Annotated in this window: 16 protein-coding genes and 1 riboswitch; of the genes, 3 read left to right on the top strand and 13 right to left on the bottom strand. The window is 43.6% G+C overall.

Annotated elements, in window-relative coordinates:
• Positions 1 to 2: 2 nt before the first annotated feature.
• The 6 genes from QSV55_RS00915 to QSV55_RS00890 all read right to left on the bottom strand — a co-directional run bounded on the left by QSV55_RS00915 (position 3) and on the right by QSV55_RS00890 (position 8244).
• Positions 3 to 1592: a M20/M25/M40 family metallo-hydrolase gene (locus QSV55_RS00915; protein ID WP_289650326.1), complete on the bottom strand. Its 1590-nt coding sequence runs from the start codon at positions 1590 to 1592 to the stop codon at positions 3 to 5.
• Between the two features lie 163 nt (positions 1593 to 1755).
• Positions 1756 to 2547 carry an energy-coupling factor transporter transmembrane component T family protein gene (locus QSV55_RS00910; RefSeq protein ID WP_289650325.1) on the bottom strand — a complete coding sequence of 264 codons (792 nt, stop codon included), beginning with the start codon at positions 2545 to 2547 and terminating at the stop codon, positions 1756 to 1758.
• The gene (locus tag QSV55_RS00905; RefSeq protein WP_289650324.1) at positions 2540 to 3949 is read right to left on the bottom strand and encodes an ABC transporter ATP-binding protein; all 1410 of its coding nucleotides are present in this window, start codon (positions 3947 to 3949) and stop codon (positions 2540 to 2542) included. Before QSV55_RS00905 ends, QSV55_RS00910 begins: the two co-directional genes overlap by 8 nt.
• A complete protein-coding gene (locus tag QSV55_RS00900) occupies positions 3936 to 4511 on the bottom strand; it encodes an ECF transporter S component (RefSeq protein ID WP_133451766.1) in 576 nt (191 codons plus the stop codon). The genes QSV55_RS00905 and QSV55_RS00900 overlap by 14 nt, the downstream gene beginning before the upstream one ends.
• A gap of 69 nt (positions 4512 to 4580) precedes the next feature.
• Positions 4581 to 4681, bottom strand: a riboswitch (TPP riboswitch).
• Between the two features lie 98 nt (positions 4682 to 4779).
• Positions 4780 to 6177 carry an amino acid permease gene (locus QSV55_RS00895; protein WP_289650323.1) on the bottom strand — a complete coding sequence of 466 codons (1398 nt, stop codon included), beginning with the start codon at positions 6175 to 6177 and terminating at the stop codon, positions 4780 to 4782.
• Between the two features lie 333 nt (positions 6178 to 6510).
• Positions 6511 to 8244 (bottom strand): pyruvate oxidase, encoded by a 1734-nt coding sequence (locus tag QSV55_RS00890; protein WP_289650322.1) that lies wholly within the window; start codon positions 8242 to 8244, stop codon positions 6511 to 6513.
• 120 nt (positions 8245 to 8364) lie between these two features.
• On the opposite strand from QSV55_RS00890, the gene QSV55_RS00885 reads away from it, so the two are divergent.
• Both QSV55_RS00885 and QSV55_RS00880 read left to right on the top strand, forming a co-directional pair.
• Positions 8365 to 9234 (top strand): TIGR01777 family oxidoreductase, encoded by an 870-nt coding sequence (locus tag QSV55_RS00885; RefSeq protein WP_289650321.1) that lies wholly within the window; start codon positions 8365 to 8367, stop codon positions 9232 to 9234.
• Positions 9227 to 9610 (top strand): YbgA family protein, encoded by a 384-nt coding sequence (locus tag QSV55_RS00880; protein ID WP_289650320.1) that lies wholly within the window; start codon positions 9227 to 9229, stop codon positions 9608 to 9610. The genes QSV55_RS00885 and QSV55_RS00880 overlap by 8 nt, the downstream gene beginning before the upstream one ends.
• A 3-nt stretch (positions 9611 to 9613) precedes the next feature.
• Here QSV55_RS00880 and QSV55_RS00875 read toward each other — a convergent pair whose 3' ends face one another.
• Positions 9614 to 10096 carry a pyrimidine dimer DNA glycosylase/endonuclease V gene (locus QSV55_RS00875; RefSeq protein ID WP_133451771.1) on the bottom strand — a complete coding sequence of 161 codons (483 nt, stop codon included), beginning with the start codon at positions 10094 to 10096 and terminating at the stop codon, positions 9614 to 9616.
• A gap of 129 nt (positions 10097 to 10225) precedes the next feature.
• On the opposite strand from QSV55_RS00875, the gene QSV55_RS00870 reads away from it, so the two are divergent.
• Positions 10226 to 10930, top strand: coding sequence for a metal-binding protein ZinT (locus QSV55_RS00870; RefSeq protein ID WP_289650319.1), 705 nt, complete (start codon positions 10226 to 10228; stop codon positions 10928 to 10930).
• A gap of 33 nt (positions 10931 to 10963) precedes the next feature.
• Here QSV55_RS00870 and QSV55_RS00865 read toward each other — a convergent pair whose 3' ends face one another.
• The 6 genes from QSV55_RS00865 to QSV55_RS00840 all read right to left on the bottom strand — a co-directional run bounded on the left by QSV55_RS00865 (position 10964) and on the right by QSV55_RS00840 (position 17351).
• Entirely contained in the window at positions 10964 to 11719 is a 756-nt protein-coding gene (locus QSV55_RS00865; RefSeq protein WP_289650318.1) for a cytochrome c oxidase assembly protein, read from the bottom strand.
• Positions 11719 to 12156 carry a DUF2243 domain-containing protein gene (locus QSV55_RS00860; RefSeq protein ID WP_289650317.1) on the bottom strand — a complete coding sequence of 146 codons (438 nt, stop codon included), beginning with the start codon at positions 12154 to 12156 and terminating at the stop codon, positions 11719 to 11721. Before QSV55_RS00860 ends, QSV55_RS00865 begins: the two co-directional genes overlap by 1 nt.
• Before the next feature lie 89 nt (positions 12157 to 12245).
• Entirely contained in the window at positions 12246 to 13640 is a 1395-nt protein-coding gene (locus QSV55_RS00855; protein ID WP_289650316.1) for an MFS transporter, read from the bottom strand.
• A gap of 528 nt (positions 13641 to 14168) precedes the next feature.
• On the bottom strand, positions 14169 to 15341 hold the full coding sequence (locus QSV55_RS00850) for a dihydrolipoamide acetyltransferase family protein (protein ID WP_289650315.1): 1173 nt from the start codon (positions 15339 to 15341) through the stop codon (positions 14169 to 14171).
• An 18-nt stretch (positions 15342 to 15359) separates the two neighbouring features.
• Positions 15360 to 16346 (bottom strand): alpha-ketoacid dehydrogenase subunit beta, encoded by a 987-nt coding sequence (locus tag QSV55_RS00845; protein WP_289650314.1) that lies wholly within the window; start codon positions 16344 to 16346, stop codon positions 15360 to 15362.
• 15 nt (positions 16347 to 16361) lie between these two features.
• Positions 16362 to 17351, bottom strand: coding sequence for a thiamine pyrophosphate-dependent dehydrogenase E1 component subunit alpha (locus QSV55_RS00840; protein WP_133452604.1), 990 nt, complete (start codon positions 17349 to 17351; stop codon positions 16362 to 16364).
• Between the last annotated feature and the right edge of the window lie 4 nt (positions 17352 to 17355).

The raw sequence follows: 17355 nt of genomic DNA, 5'->3' as shown, positions 1-17355 counted from the left end.
TTCTACTTCTCCAAGTAATAATGTACAATATGCTCGAGCATGACCGGCAGCTCTTCGAAAGCACTTTGTCTGTTCAGTCTTTCTGTTACCTTATGGGCATCCTTACCAATCGGTCCGCAGTTAAAGACAGGTGCCTGAATAGCATGGATTTCCTCAAATGGAATGTGATAGGTCCGGTTAAAGGTCGGCGTGTTATCCGCATAGACTTTTCCGCTGCCGGCGCTATCACTTAGACAGTAGCTCAAGTCACTGATACCATTGAAATAATGCAGACGTTTACTCTCACGGCCATAACTTGCGGCTGCATTTCTGACCTGCTCAATCAAATCTTCAATTTCCGCATGATAGGATGCATTGACCGCCGGATAATAAGGCGGTACAAAGAATGTGATCATCGCAGGACCGATTGCTTTACAGTTCTTCATCAACTCGTCTACGACATGAATGTTCTGCAGATACAGTGCCGGTTCTTCTGTTGCTTGATTGATGATATGTTCCACTTTTTCCCGGCCGAGCTGCTCAGTTGCCTGCTGCAGAAGTTCTTCGTAAGTCAGCACTTTTATATCGAGCGTTCTCTCCACTTGTTCAAGTTCAAAGATCTGCTGATAAGCTTGTTCACATTTCTCTTTTGCTTCCTTGACAATAGTATTGAACTGGCTGAAGACCTCTGCTGCGGTCTGTTTAAATGAAAAGACATTATATAGTGCGACAGAACGGAACGGCGTCTGTACATCATAATAATCTTTTAAATCTTTATTCATCAGCGCAACAGGCAGAGGTGTCGCTTCGTCTTCAAAAGTCTCCTTGAAATGACGGTTATATTCCATTAGCTGATTAACGAAGTTCAGCATGAAATTGGAACTGATTCCGTTCATCGGTGTGCCGACATGCGTTTCCTCACCATAACAAAGAACAGCCGGCATCAGTTTGCCTATAGAGCCGGAATAAACATAATGGGCATTATCCGATGCTTGCTGCTGGAAAGTCGGTTCACTGTTCAGATAGAGGACAATATCCAGCTTTTCTTGCTGGACAATATCATACAGTTTCATCATCGCTGTACGCATACCGAGTGAATTCACTTCTTCATCAGGCACCGTCATGAGCAGCAGATTGATATCCCATTCCTCAAGAATCGCTTTTTCGATTAATGACAGATGAAGCATAAGACCCGGCTTCATGTCCATCGAACCACGTCCAAAGAGATATTCTCCGCTTGCCAGATCTTCTTTTGCTGTCGCATTCAAATAGGCATCGTCTTCTTTGAATAACGTTGTAATTGCATCCATATCAAATGCTGCCTGGGCATAATCACCGAAGTCATCGATGCCCACTGTATCGTAATGACTGATCAGTACGATGGTTTTTTTGGAGCTACTTTTGTAATGTGCCATCAGCGTATGTCGACCATCCCCAGTCGGCGCTAGGATTACCTGTTCTTCCCGCTCCTTAAAGTAAGGTAAATCCATAAGCATCTGCTGAATAAAGAACGGAAACTGCTTCTCTCCTTCTGACAGTGTCACACTATCAAATTGAACAATCTGCTTCAGAAGAGCTGCACGTGCTTCTGCGTTTTGCCATAAACTCATCATGTCTATCCCCTTTCATATAGTTCTATCATAAGCCCTGGCTCCTAAAAGATAAAGTACACATTTACTGTCATCATCTGACTATCAATCTGCATCATGATAGCGCTATCTTCATAAAAATACTGCACGCCTTATCCTGTCATTCAGGATAAGGCGTAGGCACGTTCTATCTTACATCTTCAAGTCCAGTAATAGGCAAGGTAGCTGCCAAAAGAAACGCAGCGACAACTACCGCTATCATCAGAATAATAAAGATTGCATCATAAAAACTGAATGGCACGCGGTAATAGTAAGTTCGAGGACCATCCTTAAAACCCTTTTTCTCCATGGCAACAGCCAGCCGGTGTGCTTTACGTATATTCTGACTCATCAGCGGGATCAACAGATGCTTTAAACGTCTGACACCTCTGTACTGACCCGGATCTATCATCTGATAACGCATCTTCAGCGAATTTCTGAGCTGAAAGAAGGACTCTATCATCAACGGAACCATTCGTATCGCTGCCATAAAAGCATAGGCATACTTCGGTCTGACTTTTAAATGCTGCATCAGGCTATAGAAAATCATGACAATCTGAGTAGTAAAGGCAATCGTCAGCCCGAGACAGCTCACAGTAAGGGTCCTGAGCGACAGATGAAGACCTCTGAAGAGACTCTCTGTCGTAATATGAACCATCCCCCATTTAAAAAGTGTCTCGTGCCCGTCGCCATAGAAAATCATAAAAAGAGAAGAAGTGAGACTGAAGAGTGCGATAACCGAGAAAATGACCAATACAAGCTTTAAGCGTGTTCCAGAAAAAAGCAGCATGAAAATGAACATCAATAATGTCATATAAAGCATGACATCAAAACGGTGGATGAAGATGACCAGAAAGAAGAGCAAGACACCCGCTGCCATCTTCGTCAGGATATTCACATGGTCCATCACCGTCATCCGTGTCTTAAACTGTTCATACATAGGGTGCACCCACTTCTTTCAGCTGATTCTCTGCAATATGGAAACGTCTTGTCGGATAACGTGACACGATATGCGGATCATGTGTTACCATCATCACAGTCTGACCTTTCTCCACCCGCTCCCAGAAAAGTGTCAGCAGCTGGAAGGTATTATGACTATCCAGGCCGAATGTCGGTTCATCGAGCAGAATCATATCTGCCGGGGAACTAAGCGCTGTCGCGACACTCAGCCGTCTTTTCTGGCCCATCGACAGTTCAAAAGGATGCTGATGACTGACATGCTTGAGCTGCAAAAGCTCAAGCATCTGTATCGTTTTATCTTGTGCCGTTTCCTTATTCTGATGATAGTAGTTGACATAGACTTCATCATAGACGCTGTTCTCGATGAACTGGAGTTCCGGATTCTGATAGACCAGATACAGATGGGCGGCAGCATCGCGGACAGTTCGGAGCCTTTTATCCCGATAATGCATCACACCATCATAAGGGATCATCTGGAGCATCGCTTCAAGAAGCGTCGTCTTTCCCGTACCATTCTGGCCGGTGATGACAATCCATTCCCCTAAGCCGATCTGCAGCTCCTCGACTGCGTACAGCGTTTTTTTAGCGCGTTTAATCATGCCATTCTGGTAGTGAAATACCGGTTCGACTTTTTCTTTCTTCTGCAAAGCAGCGGGCGCGTGCTGCCAGGCATTCGGATGCCATATACCATATGCTGATAGAAGCGATTCGTAATGCTCTAATATATAGGAAGGCGCACCTTCCTGGACAATCTCGCCTTTTTCATTCATCACTATGACCCGGTCAACATGCCACCAGATATGCTCGACTTTATGTTCAACAATCACGACTGTCTGGTCATGCCAAAGAGCAATCAAGAGAGACCAGAGCTGTTCTGTCGCTTCAGTATCCAGCATGGCAGAAGGTTCATCTAAAAAGAGGGTCTCAGCCTGCTGAAGTAAAGTGCCTGCGATCGCCAGTTTCTGTTTCATGCCACCACTCAGCTGATGGATGAACTGACTTTTATCGACATCCAGCTTTACTTCTCGAAGAACGCGTTCAATACGCTGGTCCATTTCACCTCGTGGCACTTGTCTGTTTTCCAGAATAAATGCCAGCTCCTCATAGACTTTCGGCATACAGAACTGACTATCAGGATCCTGAAAAATCACAGCAGCATGCGGATCAATCAGCCGTTCCTCGTACTTCAGAGGCAGCTCGATCAACTCAGGTACAATACCTGCCAGTACGTTGAGGAGCGTGCTCTTCCCGCAGCCGGAAGGTCCTAATAACAGTACCTTTTCCTTTTCTTTGATATCAATCGATAACCCGTCAAATATCTTATCCTTAGCCCCGGGATATTTCAGCCGCAGATCTGTTACCTTAAGTTTAGAGTGCGTCATAATCTTCCTGTGATGCAGAGCGGAATAGACGGGTTACACCGGTCTGATCAAGTGCCTTGACGAGTATATAAGGGAGAATGCCCGCCAGCACTGCCCCGCTGAGCAGCCGGAAGACGATGAAAAGAATCAGATTCCACGTTGCGACTTCGCTCATGTAACCATAGAAATAGTCAATCGGCAAACTGATGAAGGCCGCGGCAAGACCTGCTAAAATACATACCATGACACTACGGGAACGATATCTGAAAGCCATGAAAACCAGTTCACATGCCAGACCTTGCAATAAGGCAAAGACAAATGTCGGAATATCAAACTTCCCCATCACGATCGTTTCACCGGCACCTGCTGCAAATTCTGCCAGTAAAGCAATGCCGAATTTAGGTACAATCAAGTAAGCCACGACAGCTGCTGCGAACCACATGCCATAAGTCAGCTGTTCAATATGCAGCCCGAACGGCTTAATGGCTTCATAAGGCAGCCACCATAAATTGTAGATGAAACCAAAAATGACTGCTACGAGCACTGTCACTAAAATATCTGATAACGTCAGACCTTTTCTCATTTCTATCTCCTCCTCAACAAAAAACACGCAACCATCACAAGATGATTGCGCGTCAAAAAAGACATAGAAAATAAAATCTACACACTTTCCTCCGCTAGCATCAACTAGATCAGGTTCAAAGGGTTCGAGGTTACCTCGTCTCAGTTACAATAACACCCCTAGTGTTTCTGTTATGTATTTGTATTTAAACTGTATACCTGTCCGTCCTTAAAGTCAATCATATTTCCGGAGAAATAAAAAAGCGATACCGAAGTATCGCTCATTCATATTAATCACGGTAGATGGCTCTTTCTTGTGTACCGCGTGCTTTATCCTTTTTATCATAGCCCAGCAGGAAGTATGCTGCTGTGACAACAGCAAGGAATACAAAGCCGATGATCACTGAAACACGTGTATCTGGATTGATCAGCATAAAGATCAGAACAAGGACTAAGAATCCAATTGTCAGCCAGTTTGTAACAGGGGCACCTGGCATCTTGAACGGATGATTCTCAATCAGTTCCGGATGTTTCTTTCTGAACTGCATATGGCTGAGCAGAATCATGAACCATGGCACCATACCCGGCAGGATAGATGCACTGTAAACATAGACGAAGATTTTATCAGCGCCTGGAATAACAACGTTCAAGATAACACCTAAGAAAATACCGATAGAGATTGCCAGTACTGCATAGAATGGCACACCTGTTTTTAATACTTTACCGAAGATAGCTGGCATTTTTCCTTCTTGAGCCAGTGTATAAACCATACGGCTAGAACTGAAGATACCTGCGTTACAGCCGGACATTGCCGCCGTAATTACGACGAAGTTAATCAGTCCAGCTGCAATCGTAATACCGATTTTAGCGAATGTCGCAACGAACGGGCTGCCGATCGTACCTAACTCGTCCCATGGATAAACAGTAACGATAACAAAGATTGCACCGATATAGAAAATCAGGATACGCCATACAATGCTGTTAACCGCTTTTTGAATATTTTTCTGAGGGTCTTTTGTCTCACCCGCAGTAATACCGATCAACTCAACACCTTGATAAGCCCCTACAACGATAGACAGAGCAAATAAGAAACCTGTCAATCCGTTCGGGAAGAAGCCGCCATGTTCCGTTAAGTTACCGAAACCGATAGGGTTTCCGCCATTCCCGAAACCGAATAAGATTACACCGAAGCCGGCAATAATCATCAGAATGATCGTGACAACTTTAATCATAGCAAACCAGAATTCGAATTCACCGAATGCTTTAACAGATGCCAGGTTCGCAACAGCGAGTGTGACAACTACAATCAGACCAGGAAGCCAAGTCGGTAAGTCCGGCCACCAGTACTGCATATACTGACCGACCGCAATGACTTCACTCATCCCGACGACTACCCACTGGAATATGTTACTCCAGGCCGTTGCATAACCCGCTGCCGGGTGAATGTAATCATTGGCATACTGAGCAAATGAACCCGTTGTAGGATATAAGTAAACCATTTCCCCCATTGCGCGCATGATGAAGAATAAGAAAATACCTGCTACTAAATACGCAAAGAGTGCAGATGGTCCGGCCCAGTTAATAACGCTGGAAGCCCCCATAAATAATCCCACACCAATCGTTCCGCCGAGTGCAATCATCTGGACTTGACGTGAGCTCAGTCCTCTGTGTAATTGATTGTCTTCCATTAACTTTTACCTCTTTCCTTTATATAAGAAATATATTTTCTCTGTTATTATACAGTAATTTCACAAGTTGTAAATCACAAATTCATCGCTTTTAAGTAATAAAGTAAAATATTTCTGAATATTCTTCAGACTTGTAAAACCTTGCTATAATAGCATTTATAGATTATGTTATATACATATAAATAGAAAGACAGACTTTAATATCAATCATCATAAAGGAATAAGTACAAAATTTCACAAAGAGAATATAAGATTGTGAACACTAGATTTTCATTATTATATAACAGAAAAATATAAAAAAACCGGAAGCATGGTTGCTTCCGGTTAATCTATCTATAGGACACGTCTGATCAGCGTTTTAAGCGGTGGCATTTTTTCAAGTTTACCTTCTTCAAGCAGTGAACGGATTTCAAACTTAGCATAGCCTAACATTTCATCAAAGACGATCTGGCCTGGCAGCGGGGCCGCATCCTGATCGACATATACGTTAACAATGACAGGTTTATTGGCTGCCTTTGCTTGTTGCATAGCCGGCGCAAGTTCTTCCGGTTTCGTGACATTGATCCCTATACCGCCGCAGCTTTCTGCGAATTTAGCATAATCAATATCTGCTAAATTGATGGCATATTCCAGTTCTCCGGCTGCCTGCTGTTCATATTTGATAAATGATAACTGCTGGTTATTCATGACCACTACAATCATCGGCAAGTTGTAGTAGACTGCAGTCACAAAATCCTGCATCACCATTGAGAAGCCGCCATCACCGGCAATGGCAATGGCCTGACGCTCCGGAAAGGCAATCTTAGAGGCGATCGCACCTGGTAATGCGCAGCCCATTGTGCCCAGCCAAGCAGATGTAATGAATTTATTCTGATGATCCAGTCTTAAATATCTTGTACTCCAGACTGTTGAAGTACCCACATCAATTGAGAACGTCGCATCTGGTTCAGCTATTTTCTCGATTTCTGCCATCACACGTTCCGGACGGATAGGAGTAGAGTCTTTCATACGGTCTTCTTCCAGCCACTTGTTCCAGTTCACCATATTTTCCTGACATGCCTCCAAGAACGGACGACGACTTACTGTATCACATGCCTGCGTTAACTCTGGCAGAATATCTTTAGCCTGACCTATCAGCGGAACATCCACATCATAACGTTTACCGATATTTTTCAAGTTAATATCAAGTTGAATACAGGGCACATGACCATCTGGCAGATAATTGACATACGGATAGTTTGTACCTAATAAGATAAGTAAATCTGCTTCTTTCATCGCTTCAAAAGCAGGTTTCGTACCAATCTTACCGATATTACCCAGTGACTGTGGATGCGTATCCGGAATAATACCTTTACCCGGAAGTGTAATCATGGCAGGCGCTTTAATATGTTCAATGAAATGAATCACTTCATCCTTCGCATCTTTCGTGCCGACACCCGCAAGAACAACCGGATTTTTACTGTTACGAATCAATTCTGCTGCTGCTGCGATTTTATCAGCCGGCGCCGTGAAGTGGGGTCTGACGTATTCATATTTCTTATCAAGCGTATTATCCTCAATCTCCGTCTTAAGAATATCTCCCGGGATAGTCAATACTGCAACGCCTGACTCATCGTATGCTGTTTTAATCGCTTCATTGACGGTATCAAAGATGCGATTTGGGTCTGTTACAATCTGGTTGAATACTGCTACACCTTGAAACATAGTAGAGATATCTACTTCCTGGAAATAGCCTGTACCGATTTGATCTGTATTTGTATGTCCGCATAAGACAAGTGTCGGCACATTGTCCATTTTAGCATCATACATACCGTTCAGTAAGTGGACAGCACCTGGTCCGCCGATGCCTAAAGAAACAGCAATTTTACCTGTTAACTTTGTATAACTTGCTGCTGCAAGTGTCGCTACTTCTTCGTGTCTGACGTTATAGAACTTGATGCTGTCTTCTTCGTGCTTAAGTGCATCTACCACTGAATCAATTGAGTCGCCTGGAATACCATAGACGTGGTCGATGCCCCAGTTTTTCAGTGCTTTGACCAATGCAAGATTTGCTTTAATTTTACCCATGATTATGCCTCCCTTAATTCTATACCTCTGTTATCTACCCGCCTTCTTTTTAATTTAATCACTTATCATGAGGCTCCTATCGCTAAAGAGGGTATAAGATTAACAAAAGGGGGGTAATACATGAAAAAAATATTATTGACTGGCGGGACCGGGCTTGTAGGCTCTCGTTTAATTGAATCAGCTGACTATGAATTTTATATCCTGACCCGCTCAGATAAAGAAGATTCGAGAAATGTTAGATATATCAACTGGACTAATGACGATTATTTATCAAGCATTCCTGAAGTGGAGCTGATCATCAATCTCGCTGGCGCAAGTCTTAGCAAACGCTGGACACAGGCGCATAAAGAGGCGATTGTTGACAGCCGAGTAGAATCGACAAAGAAGTTGGGAGCTATTATTGAACGGCAACAGAAGAAACCATTTCTGATTTCTGCAAGTGCGGTAGGCTATTACCCACCTGCCAAACATCTCACTTATACAGAAGCCCATTATTTCGAAGCATTCGATTTTCTCTCTAAAACCGTTCATTTATGGGAACAGGCAGCTGCTCAACTGGATGTACCGACTGCTTACTGCAGATTCGGGGTTGTCTTCTCGCACCAAGGCGGCGCGCTCCCTTTAATGGTGAAGCCGTATCAGCTCTATCTCGGTGGCAATATCGGTGATGGTCAGCAAGTCTATTCATGGATTCATATAGACGATCTCATTCGGGCTCTTCTATTTATTTATGACCAACAACTGACAGGTGTCTATAACTGTACGGCACCACAACCTGCCACGCAGGAGGAGGTCGGGAAAGCAATCGCTGAAGTCCTCCATAAACCTCACCTCATACCTGTACCTGAGGTGATGCTGAAGACGTTACTGGGTGACCAAGCGATAATGGTCACGGAGGGTCAGCGTGTCCTACCGGATAAACTCACTGCAGCAGGCTTCAGATTTAACTATCCAACTATTAAAGAAGCGATCACAAATCTATATGGCTGATCAAAAAGAACAGAAAAAAGCAGTCGAAAAACGCTGGCGTGAGGAAAAATATAAAGTGATGTACCACAGTCAGCTTCACTACAACGAGATCAGACGACTGATGAAAGAACAGCTGACGGATATCGATAGCCTGAATGAACAGATCCGTGAGGCCTATACGCTCGAGCCTACGCGCGGTTCTATGCTCAACACATATCAGCATCTATGGGGTTACTTCAAGAAAAAAGCGACAGCAGAAGAAAAAGAGGCCTTTCTGCCGCTACTGGAGCAAGTGCCTGAAACAAATGACCTTATCAACCAGCTGCTTTATCAACTTGCGCATAAATATGAGGTTAAATATCTTCAAGAAAGCAGTATATTAAGTGAAAAAAACTGACGTTCAGACGTCAGTTTTTTTGGGTTGAAAGCCGCAGCGCGGACTGATGGTATCATTCAACCATTTGTCATGAAGAAGGCTCTGATAGGCTTCATACACCCCTTCACCTTCCAGCTTTGTCTCCCCGTATACATAATAAGGGGGCAGCGGATCATGTGAAAATGCTTCCTGATTCGCGTATATGATATCTGCCAGCGTCTCCAGGTCTTCTTTAAAGGCCGCAGAACGTTTACCCCCTCGCCGCTGATGTTCCCGGTCCATTTCTACAAGCATGTGATAGAGATCCATGATATAAGGTTTTCCGTTATTATACGCCTGCTTGACGATAGGATGATGTAAATAGCGCGTATTCCCTTCTATAATCTTCAATTCGGCCAGACAGACACGAATGATCTGGTATAATTCGAGCACTTGTTTAGACAACCTTCTGTTATCCAAGTACTGCGCACTGACTTTATGATCAGCAGCTACTCTGAATATCTGCATATAACTCCTTCTTTATTATCAGTTTTAAATAGACGTACGTTAAAAATAATTTGCGAATTGTGTGTTGACGTTTACAGCGGTTATATCTATAATTATAAATCGTAACTATTACGTTTTATAGGAGGCACCATGAACTATTTTACTAAAGGACTCAGCATCGCATCTTTGACACTGATTTTAGCAGCATGTGGGACTCAGCAGGATTCAGTGAAAAAACATGCAGAAAAAGTCACTACTGAAATGAAGTCAGAAGAACATGCCCATCATCACGACCACGATCATATGTCAGCTGCCGACAAAAAGATCTATGAAGGTTACTTCAAAGACAACCAGGTGAAAGATCGTCAACTGACAGACTGGGAAGGTGACTGGCAATCAGTGTATCCTTATCTTCAGGACGGCACATTAGACCCCGTATTCGAACATAAAGCAGAAGAAAAAGACGAGATGACAGCAGCTGAATATAAGAAATACTATACCACCGGCTACCAGACTGATGTGTCACGCATCACTATTGGTGAAGACACGATTGACTTCTATAAAGGCAAGCACAAGATTTCCGGTAAATATCATTATGACGGCAAAGAGATTCTGACTTATAAAAAAGGAAATCGTGGAGTCCGCTTCATCTTCAAGAAAGTATCCGGCGATAAAGAAGCACCCGAGTATGTTCAATTCAGCGACCATAATATCGCACCGAAACTCGCTGAACATTTCCATATTTATATGGGGAATGACCGCGCGCAACTACTCAAAGAAATGGATCACTGGCCGACTTATTACTTCAGTGATATGTCAGGCAAAGACATCGCTCATGAGATGATGGCTCATTAATAGTGAAGGAGATATTCTGATGAATATCTCCTTTTATGCATGAGAAATTTTACCTGGCCGTACGGAACGATACCAGCCCAGGCACATGATAAAGATAAGGATGAGTTCGATCACATCACCGCCGTAATACATCACTACAGCGCCGGCCTGGGCCTGCAGCACCTCTACACCAGCGGGTGGATATGGATAAAAGGACTTAGAGAGTATCTGGTGCAGTGCAACAGAAACCATCATGACAATAGCCCGGAACTTAAAAGAATAAGGATGTCTCAGCGGGTCCAGTTCGAGCATCACCGCGGTGAATAAATAGCCTGCAGCGAAAATATGGAAATGAATCGCATAATACAGCCATATATTATGATGCATCATCATAAACAAGTCAGTCCGGTAAAGCAGCCACAGCCCACCCGTATTGAGGATGGTCGCGGTGACCGGATGTGCAATGAACCGTATATAAGGACTAGCCATGAAACGGGAGAAACGCCGGGCACTCTTAACAGGGAGCGTCCCTAAAAGTAATCTTAAAGGCATCGCAAGGACTAGAAGAAGCGGTGCAAGCATCCCCAGTAGAAGATGCCCGTACATGTGATAGACGAATTGATGATGCATCTCTTCTGCGAATGGCCCTACCATGACTATAAGTGCACTGATAATGCCCGCTATCCACAGGACGGAACGATAGACAGGCCACTTTTTTCTGTAAGCTGCATACAAGTAGCCTGCGCTCATCACCAGTGCACAGAAGATGATAATCGCATCTACGGGGTTCCCTGAATGATGTGCGTGCATTACTTCATCATCTCTCTTTTGCGTGACATGAAGAAGCCGATGACAATCATACATACGGCGACAACCAGCCAGATAATATCGTAAGTGAGGACATTGTCCACATAACGAATCTGATGCATGCGAAGCACTTTATGATTGATGATGCCATCATAAAACTGAAAAGAGCCCATTCCCATCAATGTGCGTCCTATCCAGAACACCCAGTCCGTCTGATACTTCCTTCTCGCATCAGCCAGTAAAAACAGACCGAAAATAATAAAGAAGCCACACATCGAATTAAGGATTCCATCCGATAAGAGTCCAATCTCTTTCGTCATCTGATCATAGAAATGATGCCACTGAAGAAACTGGTGAAAAACAATTTCATCTACAAATCCAGCTAAACCGATACCGAAAATAAAGCCGGACCATTTGTGTTCTCTTGCATAAGTTCCCATAGATTGCCTCCTTTTTCTATACTTATACCCAAGCTGCACATAGAAACACAAAAAAGAGACAACCATATCGTTGTCTCTTGAATACTTTATTATTTTACACGTTTATCATCGTTAGGGATTAAGAACATAATAGCCAGTAATGATACTAAGGCCATACCGACGTTGACCCATAATGCAATCATGGCACCGTGCGCAAGTCCTAGCCCAACAATCGCAGTCGCATAGACCGCACCGCTGATGGCCATACCAAAACCATTACCTAAAGAGGAAGCCATTTTGTAGATACCTGCTGCTACCCCCGCTTTGTTTTCAGGCGCAGTAGAAACCGCTGTATCTGTAGAAGGCGTTGCATAGATACCTAAGCCTAACCCAAATAATAAGTAACCGATAATAGAGCTGATGATATATAACATTTCCGGTAAGAATGTTAATGAGATTAATAGGATACCTATCAATGTAATAAGCGATCCCAGCATCATCGGCTTTTTCGCGCCCATTTTCTGCAGCATCTTCTCACCCACGCGAATCATCAGCAACACCATTACTAAATAGGTTAATGATAACAGACCTGCTTTAAATGCCGAAAATCCAAGTCCTTGCTGTGCAAATGTATTTGCGACGATTAATGTCCCGCCGACTGCATTTAAGAGGAAGTTAGAAATGACCGCACCGGTATAAGGCTTGTTAGAGAATAAATGGAAATCAATCAATGGATTTTTTGATACACGTTCACGTAAGAAAAAGATAATGAATGATATCACGATCAGCGCAATTAATCCGAGTGAAATCATTGAAGTATAACCGAATTCCCCGCCTTTAGTGATGAAGAGCTCAAGCCCTAATACAAATACCACTAAAATGGCAAGACCAGGCACATCGAAACGTGTACGCGTTTCCTCATCTGCTTTTGTTTCAGGCGTTCCTTTGATCAGGAAGAAGGCAATGATAGAAAGAAGAATTGAAAAGATAAAGATCCATTTCCAGCCCATAAATGTGGCTACTGCACCACCGAAGAATGAACAGATACCTGAGCCACCCCAAGAACCGATTGACCAGAAACTTAATGCTCTCTGGCGATCTGCGCCGTGATAATAAGCTTTAACAATCGCTAATGTTGCAGGCATGATTGCTGCTGCCGAAAAACCTTGTATAACACGTCCTACCATCAGAACAGCCGGAATATTTGTTGCTATCACAAGTGCTGAACCTATTATACTTAAGATAAGACCTACTTGTGTCACTTTCACACGACCATATTTATCCGCTATGCCCCCTGCACCTACAACGAACATCCCACAGAACAATGCTGTCAGACTAAGCGCAGTGTTGACATTTCCCATGCTTGTATTAAAACTATCTTTTAATGTTGGTACGATATTGACGAGTGATTGAGCAAAAAGCCAGAAAGTCAGTACTGCAAGCACAATACCGATAATTAACTTATTATCGCCCTTAAACTGTTCACTTGTGTGATTTTGATTCATGATAATCCACCTTTTATCGATTTTTTGCAACACATTACTTTAATTTCCACTAATAAAAATAAGACAAACATTTTTAAGAAAATCTGTTATATTTTTGTAATATTCAGAATTTTTGTAAGGACAGCTACTCTGTTATGAAAAATCCTGCAGTAATTCTTCATCTTTTTCAGCTTGTGTTACGGGCTGTTTCATAACTGTACTACATCAATCTTCTCTCAGGACTCCTCTCCTGGTTTTTTAATAACACTAATATACACCAAAGCGTTAAAGTGCGAGACATATAAATGTGAACAATTAAAGAAAACACATATTTTTTAAGTGTATTTACCTTAAATAAGTATATTTTTAGTCTTTTATTTAAACAAAAGAGCTATGTTAATTCTTGTTATATATCATCTATCAATACCATTATCACTTCTGTTTATTTCTTGTCAGTGAAAGGGCTTTCGTTATGAGATTTTTATCTTAAAAGTTAACAAAAAAAAGACCTTGAATGTTAACTGATTACTCACATTCAAGGTACGATGATTAGTAGATATCCGCTTCACTGTTAAATTGCAGCAGATTGTTTTTGACATCTGCAAGGAACCGTCCTGCTGCAAGTCCATCCAGAATCCGGTGGTCGATTGACAGACAAAGATTGATGATGTCAGCAAATTTCAGACCGCCTTCTTCAGTCGGTATCACCCGTTTATTAATACTTTCAATCTGCAGGATGGCCGCTTGCGGGTAATTAATGATGCCCTGCGACATCACCGATCCGAATGAACCGGTATTGTTGACCGTTATCGTTCCTCCTTGCATCTGTTCAGCAGTCAGACTGTTATTCCGTACAGCACGAGCCAGTCGATTGACTTCTTTGGCAATTCCTTTTACTGATAACTCATCAGCATTTCTGATGACCGGCACAAAGAGATGATCATCTGTAGCAACGGCTATAGAAATATTGATGTCTTTAAAGAAAGTGATTTCATTGTCCACCCATGATGCATTCATCTTCGGATGTTTCTTAAGAGCCTGTGCCACTGCTTTGATAAAGAATGGATAGAAAGACAGCGAGATGCCTTCTTGCTCTTTAAAAGCAGTTTTATGCGCGTTCCGCAGTTTTACCAGTTCAGTGACATCCGCTTCTACCATCATCCAGGCATGCGGAATTTCATTGACGCTCTGTACCATACGCTTCGCAATCGCCTTTCTGACCCCGTCTGTCTGCACTACTTCTGCAGCAGTTGATGTGACAGCTGCTTGCTTCTTTGCTGCTTGCTCCGGTCGGAAGTTCAGAATATCTTTACGTGTGATGCGGCCATGACGACCTGTTCCTGTCACCTCCGCCAGATTGATGTGACGTTCCTGGGAAAGCTTCAGCACTGCTGGAGAATAGCGGCCTTGCTTAGTTTGATCGGCCGCAGCTTTTTCTGCCGGACGAACCGTCTCCTCTACTGTTTCCTCATCCTGTGACATTGCCACTTCTATCGTCATAATCGGTTCGTGAATCGGAATATCTCTATCTACTTCAACCAGCAGTTCTTTTACAGTTCCGGCATAATCAGATGGAATCTCAGTCGTCACTTTATCAGAAGTCGCTTCAGCTATAGGCTGGTAACGCTCAATCTGGTCTCCCGGCTGGACAAGCCAGTTCGTAATAGAAGCTTCTGTGACACTTTCGCCTAAACCCGGTAATACAATCGTTTTAATCGCCATGATGACACTCCTTTACTATTAGAATTCAGCCAGCTCACGCATCGCGTGTTCTACTTTTTCTTCATTGATCAGAAATTCCCGTTCTAATGATAAGGCATATGGCATGCTCGGCGAATCCGGGCCTGCCAGTCGACGAATCGGTGCGTCTAAATCGAAAAGTGCTTCTTCCGCTATTATCGCCGCTATTTCACTCATCACACTTTGTTCTTTATTATCTTCAGTTATGAGAAGGACTTTGCCTGTTTTCTTGGCTGCCTGAATCAATGTTTCTTTATCGAGCGGATAGAGAGAACGGACGTCTACTACTTCTGCTTCAATATCCTCTTTGGCAAGCGTATCAGCTGCCTTAAGTGCAAGCTGAAGTGCCATGCCATAAGCGATGACGGTAATATCTTCACCTTGTCTGACGATATTCGCCTTATCGAGCGGCACCACATAATCTGTCTCAGGGACGTCTTCTTTCAATAATCTGTAAAGACGTTTATGCTCATAGAACAATACGGGATCATCGCTACGGATAGCAGCTTTAATCAGCCCTTTTGCATCATAAACAGATGAAGGCGTGACGACGCGGAGTCCGGGTTGGCCGACAAAGATCTTATCAGTGGTCTGCGAATGGTAGAACCCGCCTCTGACACCACCTCCATAAGGCGTCCGGTAAACAATCGGTGTCGTAAAATCTCCGCTTGTCCGGTAGCGCATTCGCGCGGCCTCAGACATAATTTCGTTGACCGCCGGCAGAATGTAATCCGCAAACTGGAACTCACCGATGGCACGGTAGCCCCTTACGCCAAGCCCGACTGCCAGGCCGCCGATCAGACCTTCTGTCAGCGGTGTATTGAAGACCCGTTTATCGCCAAAACGTGCAGCCAGAGCTTTAGTCACGCCGAAGACACCCCCTTTCACACCTCCGACATCTTCCCCGAAGATAACGACCTTCTCGTCTTTTTCCATTTCTTCTGCAATGCCACGATTAATTGCTTCTAAATAAGTCATCATTGTCATAGATGTATCTCCTCTCTACTGCTCTGCCCAGACATGGGTGAGAATATCAGCGGCCTTAGGATCCGGCATCTGCTCTGCTTCATCTGTTGCCTGATTGATCTCTTCCTTCAGCTCGAGTTCCATTGCATCAATATCCTGCTGTGTCAGATAGCCTTCATCCAGCAGCTGTTTCTGAAATACAGCAAGCGGGTCTTTCGTCTTCATTTCTTCCAGTTCTTCTTTGGAACGATAAATCGTCTGGTCATCGTCTGATGAATGAGAAGTCATGCGTGACACCATCAGTTCAACCAGTCCCGGCCCTTTTCCTGCACGTGCCTGGTCAACAAACCGTTTGAATGTCAGATAGCATTCTGCAAAATCCATACCGTCTACTCGAATCCCTTCAAACCCATAGGCTGCAGCACGGTCTGCCATCTCTTTATTGGCATACTGTTCTTCGGTCCCGACCGAGATAGCCCATAAGTTATTCTCGACAACAAAGATGATCGGCAGTTTCTTGATCGCCGCAAAATTCATAGCTTCAGCAACTTCTCCTTGGTTGAAAGAACCTTCTCCGGTTGTTGCTACAGTCACAGAGTCAGATTCTTCGAGTAACGCAGCATAGCCGATTCCTGTTGCTACATTCAGTTGCGTGGAGACGGGTGAGGAATGTGAGATGATATGATGTGCCTTTGAGCCATAATGGTTAGGCATCTGACGGCCATGGGATGATGGATCCGCTTCTTTACCGAAAGAACCCAGAATGATGTCTTTAGATGACATCCCCCAGGCCAGGCAAGCGGTCATATCGCGGTAGTAAGGCAGAAAGTAATCTTTTTCAGGTTGAAAAGCCATGACCATTGCCACCTGTCCCACTTCTGCGCCTTGCCCAGAAATATTAAAGGATGTTTTACCGATACGTGTCAGCTGCCAGAGTCGTTCGTCTAATCTCCGCCCCCTTAAAACCTGTTTAAACGCATGGATCAGTTCTTCTTTTGTAAGTCCTGTTTCTTTCAGTTGTCTCATTTTT

Origin of the sequence: Macrococcus bovicus (assembly GCF_030376725.1) — a bacterium.
Lineage (GTDB): Bacteria > Bacillota > Bacilli > Staphylococcales > Staphylococcaceae > Macrococcus > Macrococcus bovicus.
This window is presented reverse-complemented; position numbering and strand designations above follow the sequence as displayed.